Source organism: Streptomyces yokosukanensis, assembly GCF_001514035.1.
Taxonomy (GTDB): Bacteria; Actinomycetota; Actinomycetes; order Streptomycetales; family Streptomycetaceae; genus Streptomyces; species Streptomyces yokosukanensis.
Genome location: NZ_KQ948220.1, coordinates 19413 through 36951 on the forward strand (window position 1 = coordinate 19413; position 17539 = coordinate 36951).

Genomic DNA, 17539 nt, shown 5'->3' on the forward strand with positions numbered 1-17539 from the left:
GTCGGGGCCGGAACCCATGCATCCGGATGTCTGTCCGCAGGAGCCCCCGTTCAGTCCCCGATGCCGTCCAGCTCGGCGACCGCGTCGTCCGGCAGCACCAGGCTCGCGGCGGCGATGTTCTCCCGCACATGCTCCGGCGAGGAGGTGCCGGGGATGAGCGCGATGTTCGGCGACCGGCGCAGCAGCCAGGCCAGCGCCACCTGCTGCGGCGACGCCTGCAGCCGGGCCGCCACCTTCGCCAGTGTCTCGGACTGCAGCGGGGTGAAGCCGCCGAGCGGGAAGTACGGCACGAAGGCGATGTTCTCGGCGGCCGTGCGCTCCACGAGGGCGTCGTCCCGCCGGTTGGCCAGGTTGTACAGGTTCTGCACGCTCACCACGGGCGCGATCGCCAGGGCCTCGTCCAGCTGCGCGGCGGTCACCGTGCTCAGCCCCAGATGCCGGATCAGTCCCCGTTCCCGCAGCTCGGCCAGCGCGCCGAACTGCTCGGCCAGGGAGTCGTCGTTCGGGGCGTCCACATCGCCCAGCCGGAGATTGACGACGTCCAGGCACTGCACGCCGAGGCTGCGCAGGTTGTCGTGGACCTGCGCCTTCAGGTCCTCGGGGTGCCGCGACAGTATCCAGCTGCCGTCGGCTCCTCGGCGGGCGCCGACCTTGGTGACGATGCGCAGATCCGCGGGGTAGGGGTACAGGGCCTCCTTGATGATCTCGTTGACCACCACGGGCCCGTAGAAGTCGGCGGTGTCGATGTGCGTGATGCCCGCGTCCGCCACCGCCCGCAGCACCGTCAGGGCCCGCGCACGGTCCTTCGGCGGGCCGAAGACGTTCGGGCCGGCCAGCTGCATGGCGCCGTAGCCCATGCGGGTCAGGGTCAGGCCGTCGGCCGGGGTGATCGTGCCACCGAGCTGTGCGGTCATGTCGTACCTCTCAAGATGAAGACCGGGATGAAGACCGGGATGAAGATCAGGACGAGGATCGGGACGTCCGGGCCGCCGGTCCCTTCCGGCGGCCTCGCTCTCCACCCTGCGCTCGGCGCCCGCGCAATGGCAGTACCCCCGTGATCCTGGGAGTGACGGGGACAGTCACCGCGGGCAGCGCGGCCGTACGGTGGGGCCATGGACGGATCGAACGCGCTCGGTGAGTTCCTGCGCGCCCGCCGGGCCCTGGTACGGCCCGAGGACGTGGGGCTGCCCGGCGGCGGCCTGCGGCGGGTGCCGGGCCTGCGCCGCGAGGAGGTCGCGATGCTGGCCGGCATCAGCTCCGACTACTACCTGAGGCTGGAGCAGGGCCGGGATCGCAACCCGTCCGTGCAGGTCCTGGAGGCCATCGCCCGCGTGCTCAAGCTCGACGCCGACGCCACGACCCACCTCGTCGGCCTCGCCCAGGACCGGCCGGCCCCGGGCCTGCGGTCCGGGCGCCGCACCGGGCAGGTGCCGACGAGCCTGCTCCAGCTCGTCGACAGCTGGTCGCGCAACCCCGCCTACGTCCAGAACCGGTACACCGACTGCCTGGCCGCCAACGCCCTCGCCACCGCGCTCACCTCGAACTACCGGCCCGGCGTCAACATCCTGCGGGCCGTGTTCCTGGACCCGGCCGAGCGCGAGTTGCGCCGGGACTGGGAGGACCTCACCGAGGAGGGCGTGGCCGTGCTGCGCTCCGAGGCCGGTGCGGACGCCGACGATCCCCGGCTGCGCGACCTGGTCGGCGAGCTGTCCCTGCGCAGCGAACGCTTTCGCACGCTGTGGGCCCGGCACGAGGTACGGCCCCGGCGCGGCCGGCTGAGCCGCCTGACCCATCCGCAGGTCGGTGAACTCGACCTGCAGTCGAACAAGCTGTCCGTGGACGGCACCGACGGACTCACCCTGGTCGTCTTCCACGCCGAGCCCGGCAGCCGCAGCGCCGAGCTGCTGGACATCCTCGGCAGCCTCGCCGCGCCCCCGGGTGAGAAATCCCGGCGGCGCGGGGCGCAGGAGCGGATCGAGGAGCCGTAGGGCCGGGCGCCGGTCTCAGAACTCCTCGTGCCGCTCGGGGTCCGCGCCGAGCCGGCGCGGGGCGCGGCGGGCGATGGCCGCCAACTGGTCGGAGTCCAGCTCGAAACCGAAGATGTCCAGGTTGGCGCGCTGCCGGTCAGGATCGGCCGACTTCGGGATGGGCAGCGCCCCCAGCTGCACATGCCAGCGCAGCAGCACCTGCGCCGGGCTCACCCCGTGCGCCTCGGCGACCTCGGCGACCGCCGGATCGTCCAGCAGCGCGCTGCCCCGGCCCAGCGGGCTCCAGCTCTCGGTGACGATGCCGTGGTCCGCGTGGAAGGCGCGCAGCTCCTCCTGCGGGAACAGCGGGTGCAGCTCGATCTGGTTCACCGACGGCAGCACGCCGGTCTCCTTCTCCAGCAGCGTGATGTGCTCGGCGGTGAAGTTCGAGACGCCGATCGAGCGGACCAGCCCGTCCTCGCGCAGCCGGATCATCGCCTTCCAGGAGTCCACGAACCTGCCGACCCGGGGATTGGGCCAGTGGATCAGGTACAGGTCCACGTACTCCAGGCCGAGCCTGCGCCGGGACTCCTCGAAGGAGGCGAGGGTCTCCTCGTGGCCGTGGTGCCGACCGGGCAGCTTGGTGGTCACGACCAGTTCCTCGCGGGGGACGCCGCTGCCGGCTATGCCCCGCCCGACTCCGGTCTCATTGTCGTAGTTCGTCGCGGTGTCCACCAGCCGGTAGCCCAGGTCGAGCGCGCAGCGCACGGCCCGCTCGGCCGCCGCGTCGTCGAGCGGCCAGGTGCCGAGGCCGATGGCGGGGATCGTCGTACCGTCGTTGAGCGAGTGCGCAGGAATGCCGTTCACGATGGGACCTTCCCTCGACTGTGTTCTCCCCCAGCCTCATGGACGGGGGGAGGGGTGATCAAGTGGGCGGGTGGGGACAGGGCATCGGCCGGACGACGGCTGTCCGGGAGTTCGCCGTGCGGGGCGTGGGGATGCCACGATCTGCGGGAAGCCGGTACCGACGAGCATCGGAGGGCACATGACGACGCACAGGGCCTCTGCGGAGCAGCCGGAGCGGGTCGAGGGCGTGGCGGTGAACCCGGTCGCCGGACACATCGGAGCCGAGATCACCGGGGTCGATCTCGGCGGGCCGCTGGACGACGCCGTGGTGGCCCTGATCCGGCAGGCCGTGCTGCGCTGGAAGGTGGTGTTCTTCCGCGGGCAGGAGCTGGACCACGCCGCGCACCTCGCCTTTGCCCGCCGCTTCGGCGTACCGGTCGTCCTGCCGCGCCGCGGCCCCCACTCGCCGCCGGACTTCCCCGAGATCGAGACGACCGCCGACCGGCTGGAACTGGCCGGACGGTACGGCATGGAGCGCGACGAGTGGCTGCACCGGCGCCGGCACACCCTGCTGCGCGGCTGGCACTGCGACTACGGGACCCGCATCGACCCGCCGGCCGCGACCGTGCTGCGCGCCGAGGCCGTCCCGCCCTACGGCGGCGACACCACCTGGGCCAACCTGGCCGCCGCCTACGCAGGGCTCTCGGCGCCGGTGCGGGACTTCGTGGACGGGCTGCGCGCCGAGCACCGGCTCGGCGTGGGCTACCAGCCCCGGCCCGGTGACGACACGTACGCCCGCCAGCTCCTCGACCACCAGGTCGTCTCTGTGCACCCCCTGGTGCGGGTGCACCCGGAGACGGGAGAGCGGGTGCTGTTCGTCAACGGCTACTACGTCGAGGAGATCGTCGGTCTCTCCCGCCCGGAGAGCACGGCGATCCTCCAGATGCTGGTGGAGCAGGCGGTCCGCGCCGAGTACACCGTCCGCTTCCGCTGGGAGCCGGGCAGCGTCGCCTTCTGGGACAACCGGGCCACCATCCACCTGGCCCCGAGCGACCACACCCACGTCGGCTCTCCCCGGATCATGCACCGGGTGATGCTCCAGGGCGATGTGCCGGTGGGGGTGGACGGCAGGGCGTCGGAGCCGGTCGTCGGTACGGAGGCGGGCCGCTGGTGAACCGTGGCGGGCCGCGATCCCGGTCAGGCGGCCGGCTTCCAGCCCAGCGCCGGGCCGAGTCTTGTCGCCATGTCCGTCAGGATCTGTACGTAGTCCTCGTGCTCGAACGTGAACGGCAGCGCGAACGCCACCTCGTCCACCTCCTGGAACGCGGCGTGCTCGTACAGCCGTTCGGCGATCTCCTGCGAGGTGCCGACCAGGTCCGGGGCGAAGAGCAGCCGGCCCGGTCCCTGCGGGGCGGATGTGCGGGGCAGGCGCCGTGCCGCGTACGCCTCGTACGTCGCGCGCTGCCGCGGGCTCGCGGAGTCGGTCGGGATCACCACCAGCCCCTGCGAGACCCGGGCCGCCGCACCGTCGGGATGGCGGTCCCGGAACTCCCTGATGAGAGCCAGCTGGATCGCGGCGAAGTCCCATGGCCCGTCCGGCTGTTGCGCCCTGACCACGCTGCTGGTCAGGAAGTTCATCCCGTGCTCGCCGGCCCAGCGCGCCGAGCCGAGGCTCGCGCCGCCGTACCACAGCCGTCGGCCGAGACCGGGGGAGTGCGGCTGGACCACCTGCGAGAACTCCTCGAAGCCCTCGGTCCCGCTGAAGTCGCTCGCGGGCTTGCCGCGCACCAGGTCCAGCAGCCGTCGCACCCGCTCGTAGGAGAAGTCCTCCTCGTCGGCGGTGTCCGGATACAGCGCCGCCCTGACCTGCTCGTAGTGCATCGGCGGGCCCACGCTGACGCCCGGGTTCAGCCGGCCGCCGGACAGGACGTCCACCGTCGCCAGGTCCTCGGCGAGGCGCAGCGGATTCTCCCAGCCGAGCGGGGTCACCGCCGTGCCCAGCTCGATGCGCCGGGTGCGCTGGGAGGCGGCGGCGAGGACGGCGACCGGGGACGAGATGCCGTACTGCAGATGGCGGTGGCGCAGCCACGCGCTGTCGAAGCCGAGCCGCTCGCCCAGCTCGATGATCTCCAGCGTGGACTCGTGTCCCCGGGCCGGCTGCGCCGGGTCGAACAGGCCGATGGTGAGGAAGCCCAGCTTGCGCAGCGGACGGTCGGTGGACGGCACGGGTTCCTCCCACGGTCGTACGTCGGTTCCGCCTCCGATTCTGGCAGGCGAGTGTGACAACCGTGTGATCACTTCAGTGGGATGACGACCTCGTCCTCGACCGGAGGATCGATCTCCTGCGCACGGTTGCCGGTCGCGGCGAAGCAGCGCAGCCGCAGCTCCTCCGGGGCGACGTCCAGCCGCAGGAAGCACTTGAAGAACGGCGGGCTGTAGGTGGCCGAGCCGGGCGAGAACAGCTGGGTGTAGAGCTTGCGTACGGGCAGCCGGAGACGGGACGCGCGGTCCGGGCGGCCACCGGTGCCGAGCAGGCTCGCGACCAGCCGGGTGCGCCGGGTCACGCGGGTGTCAGGACCGGGCGCGCGGCCCGGCTCGATGCCGAGCCGTTCGGCGACGACGGCCGTCGCCTCGGACTCGCTCAGCGCGAACAGGCGCCGCAGCCCCAGCCGACGGCCGTACAGGCGGCTGTAGAAGGCGAGCGAGTCGCCGCGCAGCGGATAGCAGCGGAAGTCCCGCTCGGTGACGCCGCCGACCGACACCCGGGCAATGGTGTGCGTGGCGTGCATGAACGCCCCGCCGCCGCCCGCGACCACGTACTGGACGGTGCGGCCGTCCACGTCGACCGGGTAGCGCTGGTAGTTGTGGATGTCGCCGCCGATCGCGGCCACGTAGTGGTGCTCCGGGTCCCGCACGATCTCGTCCACCGTCCCGCCGCCCTCGATCGCGCACGGGTGGTGCTCGCCGTCGACGTACAGCGGTGACCCGGTGATGAGGATCTTCGGCTTCGGCCCGCGGGACACCGCGCGCAGCCAGGCGCCCTGTTCGGCGTCGATCGTGCCGAGCAGACCGGTGTCGATGCCGACGATCCGCACCGGACCGGCGTCGATCGCCCAGTACGGCCCCGGCTGCGCGGCCTGTTGACCGGGTGCCGAGCGCAACTTCCGGGCGGTGGCGAGTCGTTGCTCGTCGGTCGGGCGCGGCCGGTGCCACAGCAGGGCGCGCCACCAGGCGCGGCTGAGCGGGCGGGGCCGGGGCTCGGGGGCGAGCGGCGGGGTGTCCGCGCAGAAGACACGCATGAACGCGCCGAGGTCCTCGTACCAGTCGTGGTTGCCCGGTATCGCGTATATGGGCGCGGGATAGTCCTGGTAGGGCCGGAAGAACTTGTCTTCGTAGTCCCGGGCGCTGCCCACGGGGTAGATCACATCGCTCGCGATCACCGCGAAGTCGGTGCCCCGACTCGCCTTCAGGAAACCGGGTACGACGGCGTACTGGGAGTCGTCGCCCTCGCCGGTGTCCCCGATGACCATGAAGGAGAACCGGTCGGTGTCCGAGCGCCGGATCACCTTGTCGGCGGGCGCCCCGGCCGTCTGCCTGCGCGCGACCCAGCGGCCGCGGGTACGCCCGGTCGGATCGCCGAACCACGAGGCCAGCACGCCGTTGCGGGCGGCCCACAGAGTCCGCGGGTTCAGCCACGACACCTTCTCGACGTGGTCCGGCATCAACTGCTTGTAGGCACCGGGCTCGGCCGAGCCCCAGCCGGCGCCCTGTGCGGTATCGCGTGAGGAGTCAGACACGCCGTTCACCGTAACAATGCGCCGTTCAGCGGTGATTGGAGGTCCGGCACCCGGGCGTGTCGAACGGAGGGCGGGCGGCCGGGTACCGGACCGGAACACCCGACTCTGCGACGGAGGGGGAGAGTTGCCCACGACGTGCCGCTGCCCTGTGGATCTCCTTCGCGAGGCCTGATCGGCGGTGGACCTGATCGGCTCGGACGCTATTCGTAGCCCTGTGCGGCCCCGAGCTGCAGGCGATGGAGCGCCAGGTGACCGGTTCGAGCCGGGCGTGGGCCGGCGCGGCGGCCCCGACCCACGACGACCAGGCGCCCAGCCAGTCGCACAGGGCGCTGTGCGCCCAGGTATCCGCGCAGGTCCTGGGCGCTGACGACGTCGTCCCGGGCGATGCCGGAACCGGTGGGCCCTCGGTCGTCGTCGGGGGAGGCCGTGCGTGCGGCGTCCACGAGCCTGGCCAGCCCCCGCCAGCCGGGTTCGCCGGGTGCCTCTTCGGGCACCGCGATGCCATGGCCGGCCCGGGGGCCGAGCAGCCGGGCCCAGCCCAGGAGGAACTCGTCGACGGTCCGGTTGCCCCACGCGAGGACGGCGGGCCGCGCGGCGGAGGTTGCGCCGCAGGCCCGTTCGCAGTCGACGGCGAGGAAGTCCAGATAGGCGCCGAAGTCCCGACTCCCCGTAGAGCGGATTCCCGGTTCGGGCCGGCGGCCCCGCACCGCCCTTCGAGCGCAGGCCCCCATAGGGAAAACCCTTGAATGGCTTGCATGCGACTGACATGCGCGGGTCAAGGCTGGAATCCTTCCTCCACGCACCGCGCATCTCCGGTGCGTTCACGGATCACGGTTCCGCACAGCTCAGCTCACCCGGGCAGCAGACCCGTCTGCCCGTCTGTCATCGGCCGCGACCCGGCGGCCGCAGCAGAAGGAGTACGAGTGAGAAGCCAACCCCACAGATCCATGCCCCACAGACCCGGCTCCCGCACAGGTCGGACGCGGACCACGGTCGGAGTCGCCCTGCTCTCCACCGCGGCCTTCCTCGCCGTCGGCCTGCAGGCCGCCCCGGCGATCGCGACACCCGCCGCCGCGCACCCCGGATCGCTGCGCACCGGCGGCATGGAGGCCAAGCTCAGCCCGGCCCAGCACCAGGCTCTGATGAAGTCCGCCCGGCAGCAGACCGACGCCACCGCCCGCACCCTCGGGCTCGGCGCCAAGGAGAAGCTGGTCGTCAAGGACGTCGTCAAGGACAACGACGGCACCCTGCACACCCGCTACGAGCGCACCTACGCGGGCCTCCCCGTCCTCGGCGGCGACCTCGTCGTGCACACCCCGCCCGCCTCCCTGGCCAAGGGCACGGTGACCACGACCTACAACAACAAGCACACGATCAAGGTCGCCTCCACCACCGCGACCATCACCAGGTCCGCCGCCGAGAGCACGGCTCTGAAGGCCGCGAAGTCCCTCGCCGCGAAGAAGCCGACCACCGACAGCGCCCGCAAGGTGATCTGGGCCGGCAGCGGTACCCCGAGGCTCGCCTGGGAGACGGTGATCGGCGGCTTCCAGGACGACGGCACGCCCAGCCAGCTGCACGTCGTCACCGACGCCGGCACCGGCAAGGAGCTGTACCGGTACCAGGCGGTCAAGACCGGCACCGGCAACACCCGGTACAGCGGGCAGGTGAACCTGACCACGACCCAGTCGGGTTCGACGTACACGCTGACCGACGGGGCGCGCGGCGGCCACAAGACGTACAACCTCAACCACGGCTCCTCGGGCACCGGGACGCTGTTCTCGCAGAACAACGACACCTGGGGCGACGGCACCAACACCAACGCCGCGACCGCGGGCGCGGACGCCCACTACGGCGCGCAGGAGACCTGGGACTTCTACAAGAACACCTTCGGCCGCAGCGGGATCAAGAACGACGGCGTCGGCGCCTACTCGCGCGTCCACTACGGCAACTCGTACGTGAACGCCTTCTGGGACGACAGCTGCTTCTGCATGACCTACGGCGACGGCTCCGGGAACAACGACCCGCTGACCGCCATCGACGTCGCGGGCCACGAGATGAGCCACGGCGTCACCTCCAACACCGCGGGCCTGGAGTACACCGGTGAGTCCGGTGGCCTGAACGAGGCCACCAGCGACATCATGGGCACCGGCGTGGAGTTCTACGCCAACAACAGCTCCGACCCCGGTGACTACCTCATCGGCGAGAAGATCAACATCAACGGTGACGGCACCCCGCTGCGCTACATGGACAAGCCCAGCAAGGACGGCGGCTCCGCCGACAGCTGGTACTCCGGCGTCGGGGGCCTGGACGTGCACTACTCCTCGGGCCCGGCGAACCACATGTTCTACCTGCTGTCCGAGGGCAGCGGCACCAAGGTCATCAACGGCGTGACCTACAACAGCCCGACCTCCGACGGCGTCGCCGTCACCGGCATCGGCCGCGCCGCCGCGCTGCAGATCTGGTACAAGGCGCTGACGACGTACATGACGTCGAGCACCGACTACGCCGCCGCCCGCACCGCCGCGCTGAACGCGGCCACCGCGCTGTACGGCGCCAACTCCGCCCAGTACGCCGGAGTCGCCAACGCCTTCGCCGGCATCAACGTCGGCAGCCACGTCACCCCACCGGGCAACGGTGTGACGGTCACCAACCCGGGCAACCAGACCTCCACCGTCGGTACCGCCGTCAGCCTCCAGGTCCAGGCGAGCAGCACCAACAGCGGCGCGCTGTCCTACAGCGCCTCCGGTCTGCCCGCGGGCCTGTCGATCAACAGCTCCACCGGCCTGATCACCGGTACCCCCACCACGGCGGGCACCTCCAACACCACGGTGACGGTGACCGACTCCACCGGGGCGACCGGTACCGCGACCTTCAGCTGGACGGTCAACTCCAGCGGCGGGGGCGGTTGCACCTCGACCCAGCTGCTGGCCAACCCCGGCTTCGAGTCCGGCGGCACCGGCTGGACCGCGACCAGCGGCGTCATCACCAACGACACCGGTGAGGCGGCCCACGGCGGCTCGTACAAGGCCTGGCTGGACGGCTACGGCTCCTCGCACACCGACACCCTGTCCCAGTCGGTGACGATCCCCGCGGGCTGCAAGGCGACCCTGACCTACTACCTGCACATCGACAGCGCCGAGACGACCACGAGCACGCAGTACGACAAGCTGACGGTGACCGCGGGTTCGAAGACCCTCGCGACCTACTCGAACCTCAACAAGGCCTCCGGCTACAGCCAGAAGTCCTTCGACCTGTCCTCGCTGGCGGGCTCGACGGTCACGCTGAAGTTCAACGGCGTGGAGGACTCCTCGCTGCAGACGAGCTTTGTCGTGGACGACACCGCCCTGACGACCGGCTGAGCCACCCGTCGCGGCCCCGCACCCGAGCGGTGCGGGGCCGTGGCATGTCAACTCAGCGGATCCAGCGTGAGATACGCCTGCTGCGGGCTGTCGTCGTGGACCAGCGACTCCTGGTTCCCGACGTCGTCGAAGGCGAACGCGTACGCCTTGCCGTCGGCCATCCGTGCATGGACGGCACGCGCGTACTGATTGGTCACCGCGTCCTCGTAGAAGCCGGCCGTCGAGGTGTCCGGCTGGTTCGGGTTGATCAGCAGCGTGGAGCGGTTGAAACCGGCGCACAGGGTGCGGGAGATGGGGCCGCGTACGGTGTCGTTGGGCGCGTCGAGCAGCTTGTGGCAGCCGAAGACGCTGTCCGCGTCCGGCTTTCGGAAGCTGGTGACGACCGCGCCCGAGCCGTCGGTGAAGTTCATGACGTCACCCGAGACACGGCCGTAGTACTTGGTGTCCGGCCGGTCGCCGAACGGTGTGACCGTCAGCGTCGACGTCGTGTACTTCTGCCAGACCCGGTCGACGTAGTCGTCCATCGCGTTCGCCGGCAGGGCGCCGGTCTCCACGCCGTACAGCGGCGAGAGCGCCCGCAGCACCGTGCCGTCGGAACGGGTCTGGATCAGCCCCGACCAGCCGCCCGACTGGCTGCGCAGCGCGTCGAAGAAGCCCGTGTAGCCCCCGGACTTCAGGTGCCCGGTGGTGCTCACACCGCCGTCGGAGCGCTGCACCCCGACCGCGTACGGCGCCGAGAACATGTCCACCTGGGTGCTGTTCAGCCACAGCCCGGAGTCGTTCAGGGTGTACTCGGACCAGTTGAACAGGATGTCACGGTTGGGGTCGGAGGGATTCTGGACGGCCGGCTGCACCAGGCCGCCCGTGGTCAGCCGGAAGTCGAGCTTTCGGCCGTAGGAGAAGTAGATCCGGCCGGAGAACTTCGGTATCCGGATCGTCTTCGACTGTCCGGGAGCCGGGCCGTCGATCGCCGCGTCCGGAGCGGGCGTCGGGGGGTTGCCGCCCGCAGGCCAGGCGTGGAAGGCGCCGTCCGCGTCGGCCCAGCCCTGCTGCCCGGAGGACAGCTGGGTGCCGAGGTCGTAGACGTAGACCGGTTCGGAGCGGCCCGAGTCGTTGGTGATCTGCAGGGGGATGGTGTCGGGTACGGCTGCGTCGGCGCGGTCCGGGGCACCGACGGCGAGCACTCCGCCGACCAGGGCCGCGGCCGCCGCCAGGGGCAGCGCCCGGCGCGTGCGGGTATGAGGCACTCTCCTACCTCCGTGTGGGGTCGGGGTCGTACGGATGTTGGTCCGTACCTGTCTGAGAGCGCTCTCAGACTCGTGCCGAGACGCGAGCATGTCAATGAGGTGGACGTGATGGGGTGGCGGGATCGGCCCGGCGCCCGCCGCGAGTCTCGCGCGGGCGGGCGCCGGGCGCGGTGTCAGAAGGTGCGCTTGAGCAGGTCCAGCAGCGCCGCCCAGTGCCGCTCGTCGGCCTCGTGGTTGTACGCGGGCGTGTCCGCCTGCGTGTAGCCGTGCTGCGCGTCCTGGTAGACCTCGCAGGTGTGCCGTACCCCAGCCGCGGTCAAGGCTTCCTCGAAGCGTGCGATCTGCTCCGGGGGCAGCGCCCGGTCCTTGTCGGCGTGGCCGAAGTACAGCTCCGCCGTGATGTTCGGCGCGCCCAGGTGCGGGCTGGTCGGCTCGTCGGTGGCGAGGCCGGCGCCGTGGAACCCGGCCGCCGCCGCGACCCGGTCCGGATAGGCGGCCGCCGTCAGCAGGGACAGCCGGGCACCCATGCAGTAACCGGTCAGCGCGACCGGACCGTCGGCGACCAGCGGACTGTCGGCCAGCCAGCGCAGATAGGCGCCCGCGTCCGGCTCGATCTGGTCCGGCGTCAGTGAGGAGACCATCGGCATGAGCCGCTCCCAGATCGTCGGATCGACGCTCGGGTCGATGAACTCGGGCAGTTCGACGACCGGGGTCCGGCCGAGGCGGTAGAACACGTTCGGCACCAGCACGGTGTAGCCGGCGGCGGCCAGCCGGTCGGCCATCGACCTCAGATGCGGACGCAGTCCGAAGGCGTCCTGGTAGAACAGCACGCCGGGACGGGGGCGTCCGTCGGCGGGATGGGCGAGATAGGCGTCGGCGACGCCGTCCTCGGTACGGATGTCGACTTCGGTTCCCTGGACATCGGTCATGGTGAGCAGACCCTCCCTCGGGGAATCGGCGTCGGGCGGGGGGTGCGCCTCGACGCCACGGCTACGGGCCATGCTGTCACGCAAGATCCTTGGAGCCGGCACCCGGTGTGCCGGACCGTCACTCGAAGCGGGTGGTGTCCCCGGCGCCCCGCCGCACGATCTCCGGCTCGCCGCCGGAGAAGTCCACGACCGTCGTCGGCTCGGTGCCGCACTCGCCCGAGTCGACCACCGCGTCCACCACGTGGTCCAGCCGGTCCTTGATCTCCCAGCCCTGGGTCAGCGGCTCCGCCTCGTCCGGCAGCAGCAGGGTGCTGGAGAGCAGCGGCTCGCCCAGCTCCGCCAGCAGGGCCTGGGTGACCACGTGGTCGGGGATGCGCACACCCACGGTCTTCTTCTTCGGGTGCAGCAGCTTGCGCGGCACTTCGCGGGTGGCCGGCAGGATGAAGGTGTAACTGCCGGGCGTGGAGGCCTTCACGGCGCGGAACACGTCGTTGTCCACCCGTACGAACTGGCCGAGCTGCGCGAAGTCCCGGCACATCAGTGTGAAGTGGTGCCGGTCGTCCAGATGTCGGATGGAGCGGATCCGGTCCATGCCGTCCCGGCTGCCCAGCCGGCAGCCCAGTGCGTAACAGGAGTCGGTCGGATATGCGATGAGTGCTTCCGAGCGCACCGCGTCGGCGATCTGGGAGATGCTGCGCGGCTGCGGGTTGTCGGGGTGCACGTCGAAGTACTTCGCCACACGTCGAGCTTATGCCGTCCCGGACGTCCCACGCGCCCACGCGCGCCCACCCGCCCCGTCGTGGCGCCCCTGCGCACTGGTGCGGCGGCGGAAGCCGGCCGAGGCGTGTCCGGTGCTGTCCTGAATGCGCGGGACCACTTGTGGGATTCCAGATCGGGGGGAGTACTTCTGGGAATCGGGGGCATCCGATCCTCAGCCGTCCTTGGTAGCCCCCCCACCTCGGACGCGAGGTCTCCGCCGGCGTCCCACCCCCCCCCGGGCCGTCGGCGGAGCCGTGTCCGGCGCGGGAGTTGCTGGATCATCTGCGCGGCCCGCCGGACGCGATCCTCGCCGACGAGAAGGACCGGGCGAAGCTGGACGTGCCGAAACAACTGTGGCTCACAGGTGACGACTTCACGACCGCCGAGTTCCAGGCCATGCGCGCCGTCGTCCTCAGGCGGATGAAGGAGCGCCGCCGAAAGACGTCGAACGACCGATCGTCGTCCTGGAGGGCATCGCCGGGCCGGAGGCCGAAGCCGACTGGGGGAGGCTGGAGAAGGAGGAGGACGGTGCGCGCGTGAACGCGATCTACCGGTTCCGGTTCGCCGCTGTCGTCGTCCGCCCGCAGACGAGGAAGGGCAGGGGGTTCGACACGGACCGGGTGGACATCAAGCCGAACCCCTGGACCGACTTGGCCATTTGGCATGTGGGCGCGCCGTGACCGCGCCCATCTCGCCAGTGCGTACGGACGCGCCATGGCCCGTCCGATTCGGTCACCTCGCGAACTCACCCAGGAAGAGTACGGCTGGGCCGATGACCAGGTGTTCAAGGGGTCTCTGCCGCCGCGGGACCGCCTCGTGCTCACGGACACCATCGGTGGCGGAGACCGGGCCTTCACCTTCCCGAGGTTCGATGGGAAGATCACGCTCAACCTCGGTGCCGGCGCGTTCGACGACCCGCGCAAGTACCCCGACCGCAAGTACGGTGAGACCTTCATCCACGAACTGGTCCACGCGTGGCAGATCCACCACACCCCGATGGATCTCACGTTCCTGGCCGAAGCCTTCGCCACGAAGGTCTGCGAGGCCACGGGGGGGGGCGATCCCTACAGCTACGGTCCCGCAGGTGCGTCCTGCGGCGAGTTCGGCATCGAAGCACAGGCACAGATCGTCGAGGACTGGTTCGCCGGAAACACGCCCGCGGGAACCGACCAGACCGGGCAGGCCTGCGATACCGGCAGCCCGTACTTCCAGTACGTCACCGGGAACATCCGCACCGGAAGCACCTGAACACGTCTGTCGCCGCGGGCCGGGTCGGCCGACCGTGCCGACCCGGTCCCGGCTTCCGGTTCAAGTCGAGGAGAAGCGGCATGACGTGGCAGTACGACGACCTCACTCGTGCCGGCGGTGGCCCACCGTCGGTGGGCAATCCCGCCGGGTACACCGTGGACGCCGACAAGACCGAGCGTGTGGTCCACCGTGGTGCGGACGGCCATATTCACGAACTGTCGTTCGATGACACCTGGCATCACACCGATCTCACCGACACGGCACAGGGCGACCCACCGGACTCCACGGACGAGCCCATCGGCGTCATCCTCAACGACTTCGACGAACCGACCGTGCTCTACCGGAGCGACGTCGGCTCCAGCGCCCTCTTCGCGCCGGACACGCCTCCGGAAGCGGCCGGCGGCCCGACCGCCGTCTACTACTGGGCGTTGGACAACGGCATGAACGTGGTCTATCGCAGCACCGACAACCACATCCACGAGTTCTGCTTCACCACGAGCTAGTAGTACTTCAAGCAGGGCCGAGGAGCCGCCCGAGCCGCGCGGCGCTCTTCGGCCCTGTCCGTGTCGGGAACTCGGCCACCTTGATATCGAAGTGGCCGACGTGGTGGGCGCGTTCGGCACGCCGACCAGGACTCGCCGGGCGGAGGCGTGCACGGCGTTGATGAGCCGGTCCACAATGCCCCAGGCCGGGGTTCCTCGTCGGGTCCGTCAGGGCCGTCGAGGCGCACGAAGGCGTGTACGCGGACGGCCGCTCGTTCCTCGGTTCCGGCATTGCGGCGGCGTACTTCCGTGCCGTGGAGACGGCTTCCTCGGCGTGCCGCCTGCGGGGTGAGCACACGCATGCCCGGCTCCGAGGGGGACGGGCTGGGCGGGTCCGCGCTGAGCGCGGCCGGTACGACGGCAGGAGTCGCCCCCGCGGGCCCGTCGGGGAGCGTTCCCGCCGGCACAGCGTGGTGCGGCCTGCGGGACGGTTGTCCGATGGACGGCTGGGCCGTTCGAGCGATGGCCTCACTCGACCCGGCGAGCCGGTGGCGCGAGGGCGTGGCCGCGGCGGCGCACGGGCGTTGCCGGGGCATGCACCGCTCGGACGCCCCGCCGAACCGCTCGGCTCGGCCGGACCGGACCGACCGGTTGGAGCGGATCCGCCGGGCGGCCCGGCCGGTGCAGCAGGATCGGGCCCGGGAGCCGATCTATGTCGGGCTCGTCGCCGAGTGGCGGGCGCAGGGCCGGACCGTGCCCGCGGAACCGGACGTGCCGCGAGCCGCCTTTCCCGGGCCCGCGACGGGCCGGCGGGCTACGCCCGAGCGCGGCTGAACCGTCACCGCCCGCACAGCGGCGCGAGCACGGCGAGGGTGCCGTCCGCCTGCCGCAGCGCCGCTTTCAGGGCGCCGGGCGAGTGGAGCGTGCCGGTGCCGTCGGGCGGCACCAGCCACTCCAGGAAGCGTGCGGGCCGGTACGGCGGCGGTACGGCGACCCAGGCCCCCTCGGTCGCGTACCGCACACCGGCACCCGTGCAGCCCCCGGACGGGTCCGGCGGCACGAAGAACCCCACGCGGCCGGCCGCCGTGTCGACCAGTGTGGGCCCCGGCGGCGGCAGTCCGGGCCGCCACAGCAGGTCCAGGGCGAGCAGGCCCAGCCGGTCGGGGACGCTCAGCACGTCCCAGAAGCGGCCCGCCTCCAGCAACGCGGTGCCCTCGCCGTGATCCCACTCCCATGTGCAGGAGCGCGGGTCGGCCGCCGCGGCGGCCAGCCACTCCACGCCCCGCGTCCACATCGTGTTCGTCATGCACTGCTCCGGGTGTCCTCGCTCGCCCGTGCTCGTCGGGGAACGGTCGTGTCCGGGCACTTCGTGCGCCTGCACGCCAACCCGGCATATGCATGCTCGTGGATTCTCCTGCGTGGCGGAAGGGTGGCGAGGCCTGGCGTTTGAGTCGGGACGTTCGAACTGTGGCTGAGGGTTCGTCAGTTGGGGACCGGCCGACCGGAGGGAGCGGTCAGGCGGTCGGCGGTTCGGGCGTCAGCACCAGCATGGTGACGTCGTCCCTGACCTCGTAGCGCAGCCGTGCCACGTCCGCCCAGACCGCACCGGGCAGCTCGGCCGAGACCGCGCCGGTCAGGGCGGCCAGCCGTACCGACAGCGGATAGAAGGCGCCGTCGGCGTTCCGCGCCTCCCACACCCCGTCGGACGCCAGGAAGAGCCGGTCGCCCGGCGCGAGCGGCACGGTGACCTCCTTCGGCGGGTCCACGCCGACCAGCCCGAGCCCCAGCGGCGGTCCCGGCACGACCGTCACGTCCAGGGCGTGCGCCTCGTGCAGCAAGACGGGCACCGGATGACCGCAGGTCACCACCCGCACCGCGCTCCCGTCGGGGGAGAACTCCAGCAGCACCCCCGTGGCGAACAGCTCCCCGTGCCGCACGCCCGCCGAGTCCACCGTCAGCCTGCGGTCCATCCGCGCGGCGACCGACTCCAGTCCGGGCTGGTCCAGCACCGCCTCGCGAAACGCGCCCAGCAGCGACACCACCGTCGCGACCGCCGCCAGCCCGTGCCCCTGCACATCCCCCATCACCGCCCGCACCCCGTACGGCCCGGCCCGCACGTCGAAGAAGTCCCCGCCGACCAGCGTCCCGTCCTGCGCGGCCCGGTAGAAACCCGAGCACCCCACGATCCCGACCCGCTCCGGCAGCGGCGGCATCACGGCCCGCTGCACGGCCTCGCCGATCGCCCGCTCCGTGTCCAGCTGGGCGTCCCGGTGACTGCGCACGTACGACACGAACACACTCAGCACCGCCACGAACACGATGGTGAGCAGATCGGTGTTGCCGGGCCGGTTGAGATGGGTGGCGGGGATGTTCAGCGCCACGACCACCCCGACGCCGAGGAGCGCGGTGGCCATCGGACCGTACGACAGGACGGCGAGCGGCGGAATGGCTCCGAGCAGGAAGCCCAGGTCACGGGCGTGCGGAGTGAGCAGCGTGGCCGTGCAGACGGCCAGGAGCAGCAGCACGGGCAGCACCCGCACCCAGCGCGGCGGCGGCGCGCCGCGCAACCAGCCGCGTTCGTCCCGGTTCCGACGCGACCACCTGCCGCCGCGCACCGCATTCACATCCCCAAGCTACGCCGCCCTCCGCACCCGGGCCTCTCGCCCGGGACGACACCGCGTCCGTGCGCCGGGGGCGGGCCGAGGACGGGGGCGACGCACGGCGGGCGGCCCGCGCGGCCGGCGAAATGCGCTGGACGTCCCCGGCGCGGCCCGCATAGCGTGGACCGGCACACCCGAGACGGACGGAAGGAGGCGAGCGTCATGGCCACTGTGATCCCGCGCTCCCACCTCCCCGTCACCCGGGTGTGCCGGGCCTGACCGGGAGCGCAGCCCCGCCGCGACGC

The 17539-nt window shown here is 71.5% G+C and carries 17 protein-coding genes; 7 read left to right on the forward strand and 10 right to left on the reverse strand.

Annotated elements, in window-relative coordinates; genetic code table 11:
* Positions 1-50: 50 nt before the first annotated feature.
* The gene (locus tag AQI95_RS32075) at positions 51-914 is read right to left on the reverse strand and encodes an oxidoreductase (RefSeq protein WP_067131947.1); all 864 of its coding nucleotides are present in this window, start codon (positions 912-914) and stop codon (positions 51-53) included.
* 198 nt (positions 915-1112) lie between these two features.
* Here AQI95_RS32075 and AQI95_RS32080 point away from each other — a divergent pair, with 198 nt between their 5' ends.
* Complete coding sequence (locus AQI95_RS32080) at positions 1113-1988, forward strand: helix-turn-helix domain-containing protein (RefSeq protein ID WP_067131950.1); 876 nt, start codon at positions 1113-1115, stop codon at positions 1986-1988.
* Between the two features lie 15 nt (positions 1989-2003).
* Here the strand turns inward: AQI95_RS32080 and AQI95_RS32085 are convergent, their stop codons facing one another.
* Positions 2004-2834, reverse strand: a complete 831-nt coding sequence (locus AQI95_RS32085; RefSeq protein ID WP_067131953.1) for an aldo/keto reductase — start codon at positions 2832-2834, stop codon at positions 2004-2006.
* 178 nt (positions 2835-3012) lie between these two features.
* Between AQI95_RS32085 and AQI95_RS32090 the strand changes: the two genes are divergently transcribed.
* Positions 3013-3987 (forward strand): TauD/TfdA dioxygenase family protein, encoded by a 975-nt coding sequence (locus tag AQI95_RS32090; RefSeq protein ID WP_067131956.1) that lies wholly within the window; start codon positions 3013-3015, stop codon positions 3985-3987.
* Positions 3988-4010: 23 nt separating this feature from the next.
* Here the strand turns inward: AQI95_RS32090 and AQI95_RS32095 are convergent, their stop codons facing one another.
* The 3 genes from AQI95_RS32095 to AQI95_RS32105 form a co-directional block, all read right to left on the reverse strand.
* Complete coding sequence (locus tag AQI95_RS32095) at positions 4011-5039, reverse strand: LLM class flavin-dependent oxidoreductase (RefSeq protein WP_067131959.1); 1029 nt, start codon at positions 5037-5039, stop codon at positions 4011-4013.
* A gap of 68 nt (positions 5040-5107) precedes the next feature.
* Complete coding sequence (locus AQI95_RS32100) at positions 5108-6610, reverse strand: metallophosphoesterase family protein (RefSeq protein ID WP_107121816.1); 1503 nt, start codon at positions 6608-6610, stop codon at positions 5108-5110.
* 200 nt (positions 6611-6810) lie between these two features.
* Positions 6811-7341, reverse strand: coding sequence for a hypothetical protein (locus AQI95_RS32105; protein WP_159056615.1), 531 nt, complete (start codon positions 7339-7341; stop codon positions 6811-6813).
* Positions 7342-7557: 216 nt separating this feature from the next.
* On the opposite strand from AQI95_RS32105, the gene AQI95_RS32110 reads away from it, so the two are divergent.
* Positions 7558-9969 carry a M4 family metallopeptidase gene (locus AQI95_RS32110; protein ID WP_067131969.1) on the forward strand — a complete coding sequence of 804 codons (2412 nt, stop codon included), beginning with the start codon at positions 7558-7560 and terminating at the stop codon, positions 9967-9969.
* A 47-nt stretch (positions 9970-10016) separates the two neighbouring features.
* On the opposite strand, the gene AQI95_RS32115 is transcribed toward AQI95_RS32110, so the two are convergent.
* The 3 genes from AQI95_RS32115 to AQI95_RS32125 all read right to left on the reverse strand — a co-directional run bounded on the left by AQI95_RS32115 (position 10017) and on the right by AQI95_RS32125 (position 12884).
* On the reverse strand, positions 10017-11216 hold the full coding sequence (locus tag AQI95_RS32115) for a glycoside hydrolase family 64 protein (RefSeq protein WP_067131972.1): 1200 nt from the start codon (positions 11214-11216) through the stop codon (positions 10017-10019).
* Positions 11217-11389: 173 nt separating this feature from the next.
* A complete protein-coding gene (locus AQI95_RS32120; RefSeq protein WP_067132420.1) occupies positions 11390-12145 on the reverse strand; it encodes a dienelactone hydrolase family protein in 756 nt (251 codons plus the stop codon).
* Between the two features lie 118 nt (positions 12146-12263).
* Positions 12264-12884, reverse strand: a complete 621-nt coding sequence (locus AQI95_RS32125) for an L-threonylcarbamoyladenylate synthase (protein WP_067131974.1) — start codon at positions 12882-12884, stop codon at positions 12264-12266.
* Between the two features lie 556 nt (positions 12885-13440).
* Between AQI95_RS32125 and AQI95_RS47520 the strand changes: the two genes are divergently transcribed.
* The 4 genes from AQI95_RS47520 (at position 13441) to AQI95_RS32145 (ending at position 15468) form a co-directional block, all read left to right on the forward strand.
* Complete coding sequence (locus tag AQI95_RS47520) at positions 13441-13584, forward strand: hypothetical protein (RefSeq protein ID WP_159056616.1); 144 nt, start codon at positions 13441-13443, stop codon at positions 13582-13584.
* A gap of 34 nt (positions 13585-13618) precedes the next feature.
* Positions 13619-14152, forward strand: a complete 534-nt coding sequence (locus tag AQI95_RS32135; RefSeq protein WP_159056617.1) for a hypothetical protein — start codon at positions 13619-13621, stop codon at positions 14150-14152.
* An 80-nt stretch (positions 14153-14232) separates the two neighbouring features.
* Complete coding sequence (locus AQI95_RS32140; protein WP_067131984.1) at positions 14233-14655, forward strand: hypothetical protein; 423 nt, start codon at positions 14233-14235, stop codon at positions 14653-14655.
* Positions 14656-14994: 339 nt separating this feature from the next.
* On the forward strand, positions 14995-15468 hold the full coding sequence (locus tag AQI95_RS32145; RefSeq protein ID WP_159056618.1) for a hypothetical protein: 474 nt from the start codon (positions 14995-14997) through the stop codon (positions 15466-15468).
* Positions 15469-15472: 4 nt separating this feature from the next.
* Here the strand turns inward: AQI95_RS32145 and AQI95_RS32150 are convergent, their stop codons facing one another.
* Both AQI95_RS32150 and AQI95_RS32155 read right to left on the reverse strand, forming a co-directional pair.
* A complete protein-coding gene (locus AQI95_RS32150; protein ID WP_067131987.1) occupies positions 15473-15940 on the reverse strand; it encodes a hypothetical protein in 468 nt (155 codons plus the stop codon).
* A gap of 208 nt (positions 15941-16148) precedes the next feature.
* Positions 16149-17258 (reverse strand): PP2C family protein-serine/threonine phosphatase, encoded by a 1110-nt coding sequence (locus AQI95_RS32155; protein WP_067131989.1) that lies wholly within the window; start codon positions 17256-17258, stop codon positions 16149-16151.
* Positions 17259-17539 lie beyond the last annotated feature (281 nt).

Coding starts and splice junctions, on each gene's coding strand:
- AQI95_RS32135 (WP_159056617.1), top strand. CDS start 13,619: ATGGCCCGTCCGATTCGGTCACCTCGCGAACTCACCCAGGAAGAGTAC.
- AQI95_RS32080 (WP_067131950.1), top strand. CDS start 1,113: ATGGACGGATCGAACGCGCTCGGTGAGTTCCTGCGCGCCCGCCGGGCC.
- AQI95_RS32110 (WP_067131969.1), top strand. CDS start 7,558: ATGCCCCACAGACCCGGCTCCCGCACAGGTCGGACGCGGACCACGGTC.
- AQI95_RS32120 (WP_067132420.1), bottom strand. CDS start 12,145: ATGACCGATGTCCAGGGAACCGAAGTCGACATCCGTACCGAGGACGGC.
- AQI95_RS32105 (WP_159056615.1), bottom strand. CDS start 7,341: ATGGGGGCCTGCGCTCGAAGGGCGGTGCGGGGCCGCCGGCCCGAACCG.
- AQI95_RS32145 (WP_159056618.1), top strand. CDS start 14,995: ATGCCCGGCTCCGAGGGGGACGGGCTGGGCGGGTCCGCGCTGAGCGCG.
- AQI95_RS32140 (WP_067131984.1), top strand. CDS start 14,233: ATGACGTGGCAGTACGACGACCTCACTCGTGCCGGCGGTGGCCCACCG.
- AQI95_RS32090 (WP_067131956.1), top strand. CDS start 3,013: ATGACGACGCACAGGGCCTCTGCGGAGCAGCCGGAGCGGGTCGAGGGC.
- AQI95_RS32150 (WP_067131987.1), bottom strand. CDS start 15,940: ATGACGAACACGATGTGGACGCGGGGCGTGGAGTGGCTGGCCGCCGCG.
- AQI95_RS32075 (WP_067131947.1), bottom strand. CDS start 914: ATGACCGCACAGCTCGGTGGCACGATCACCCCGGCCGACGGCCTGACC.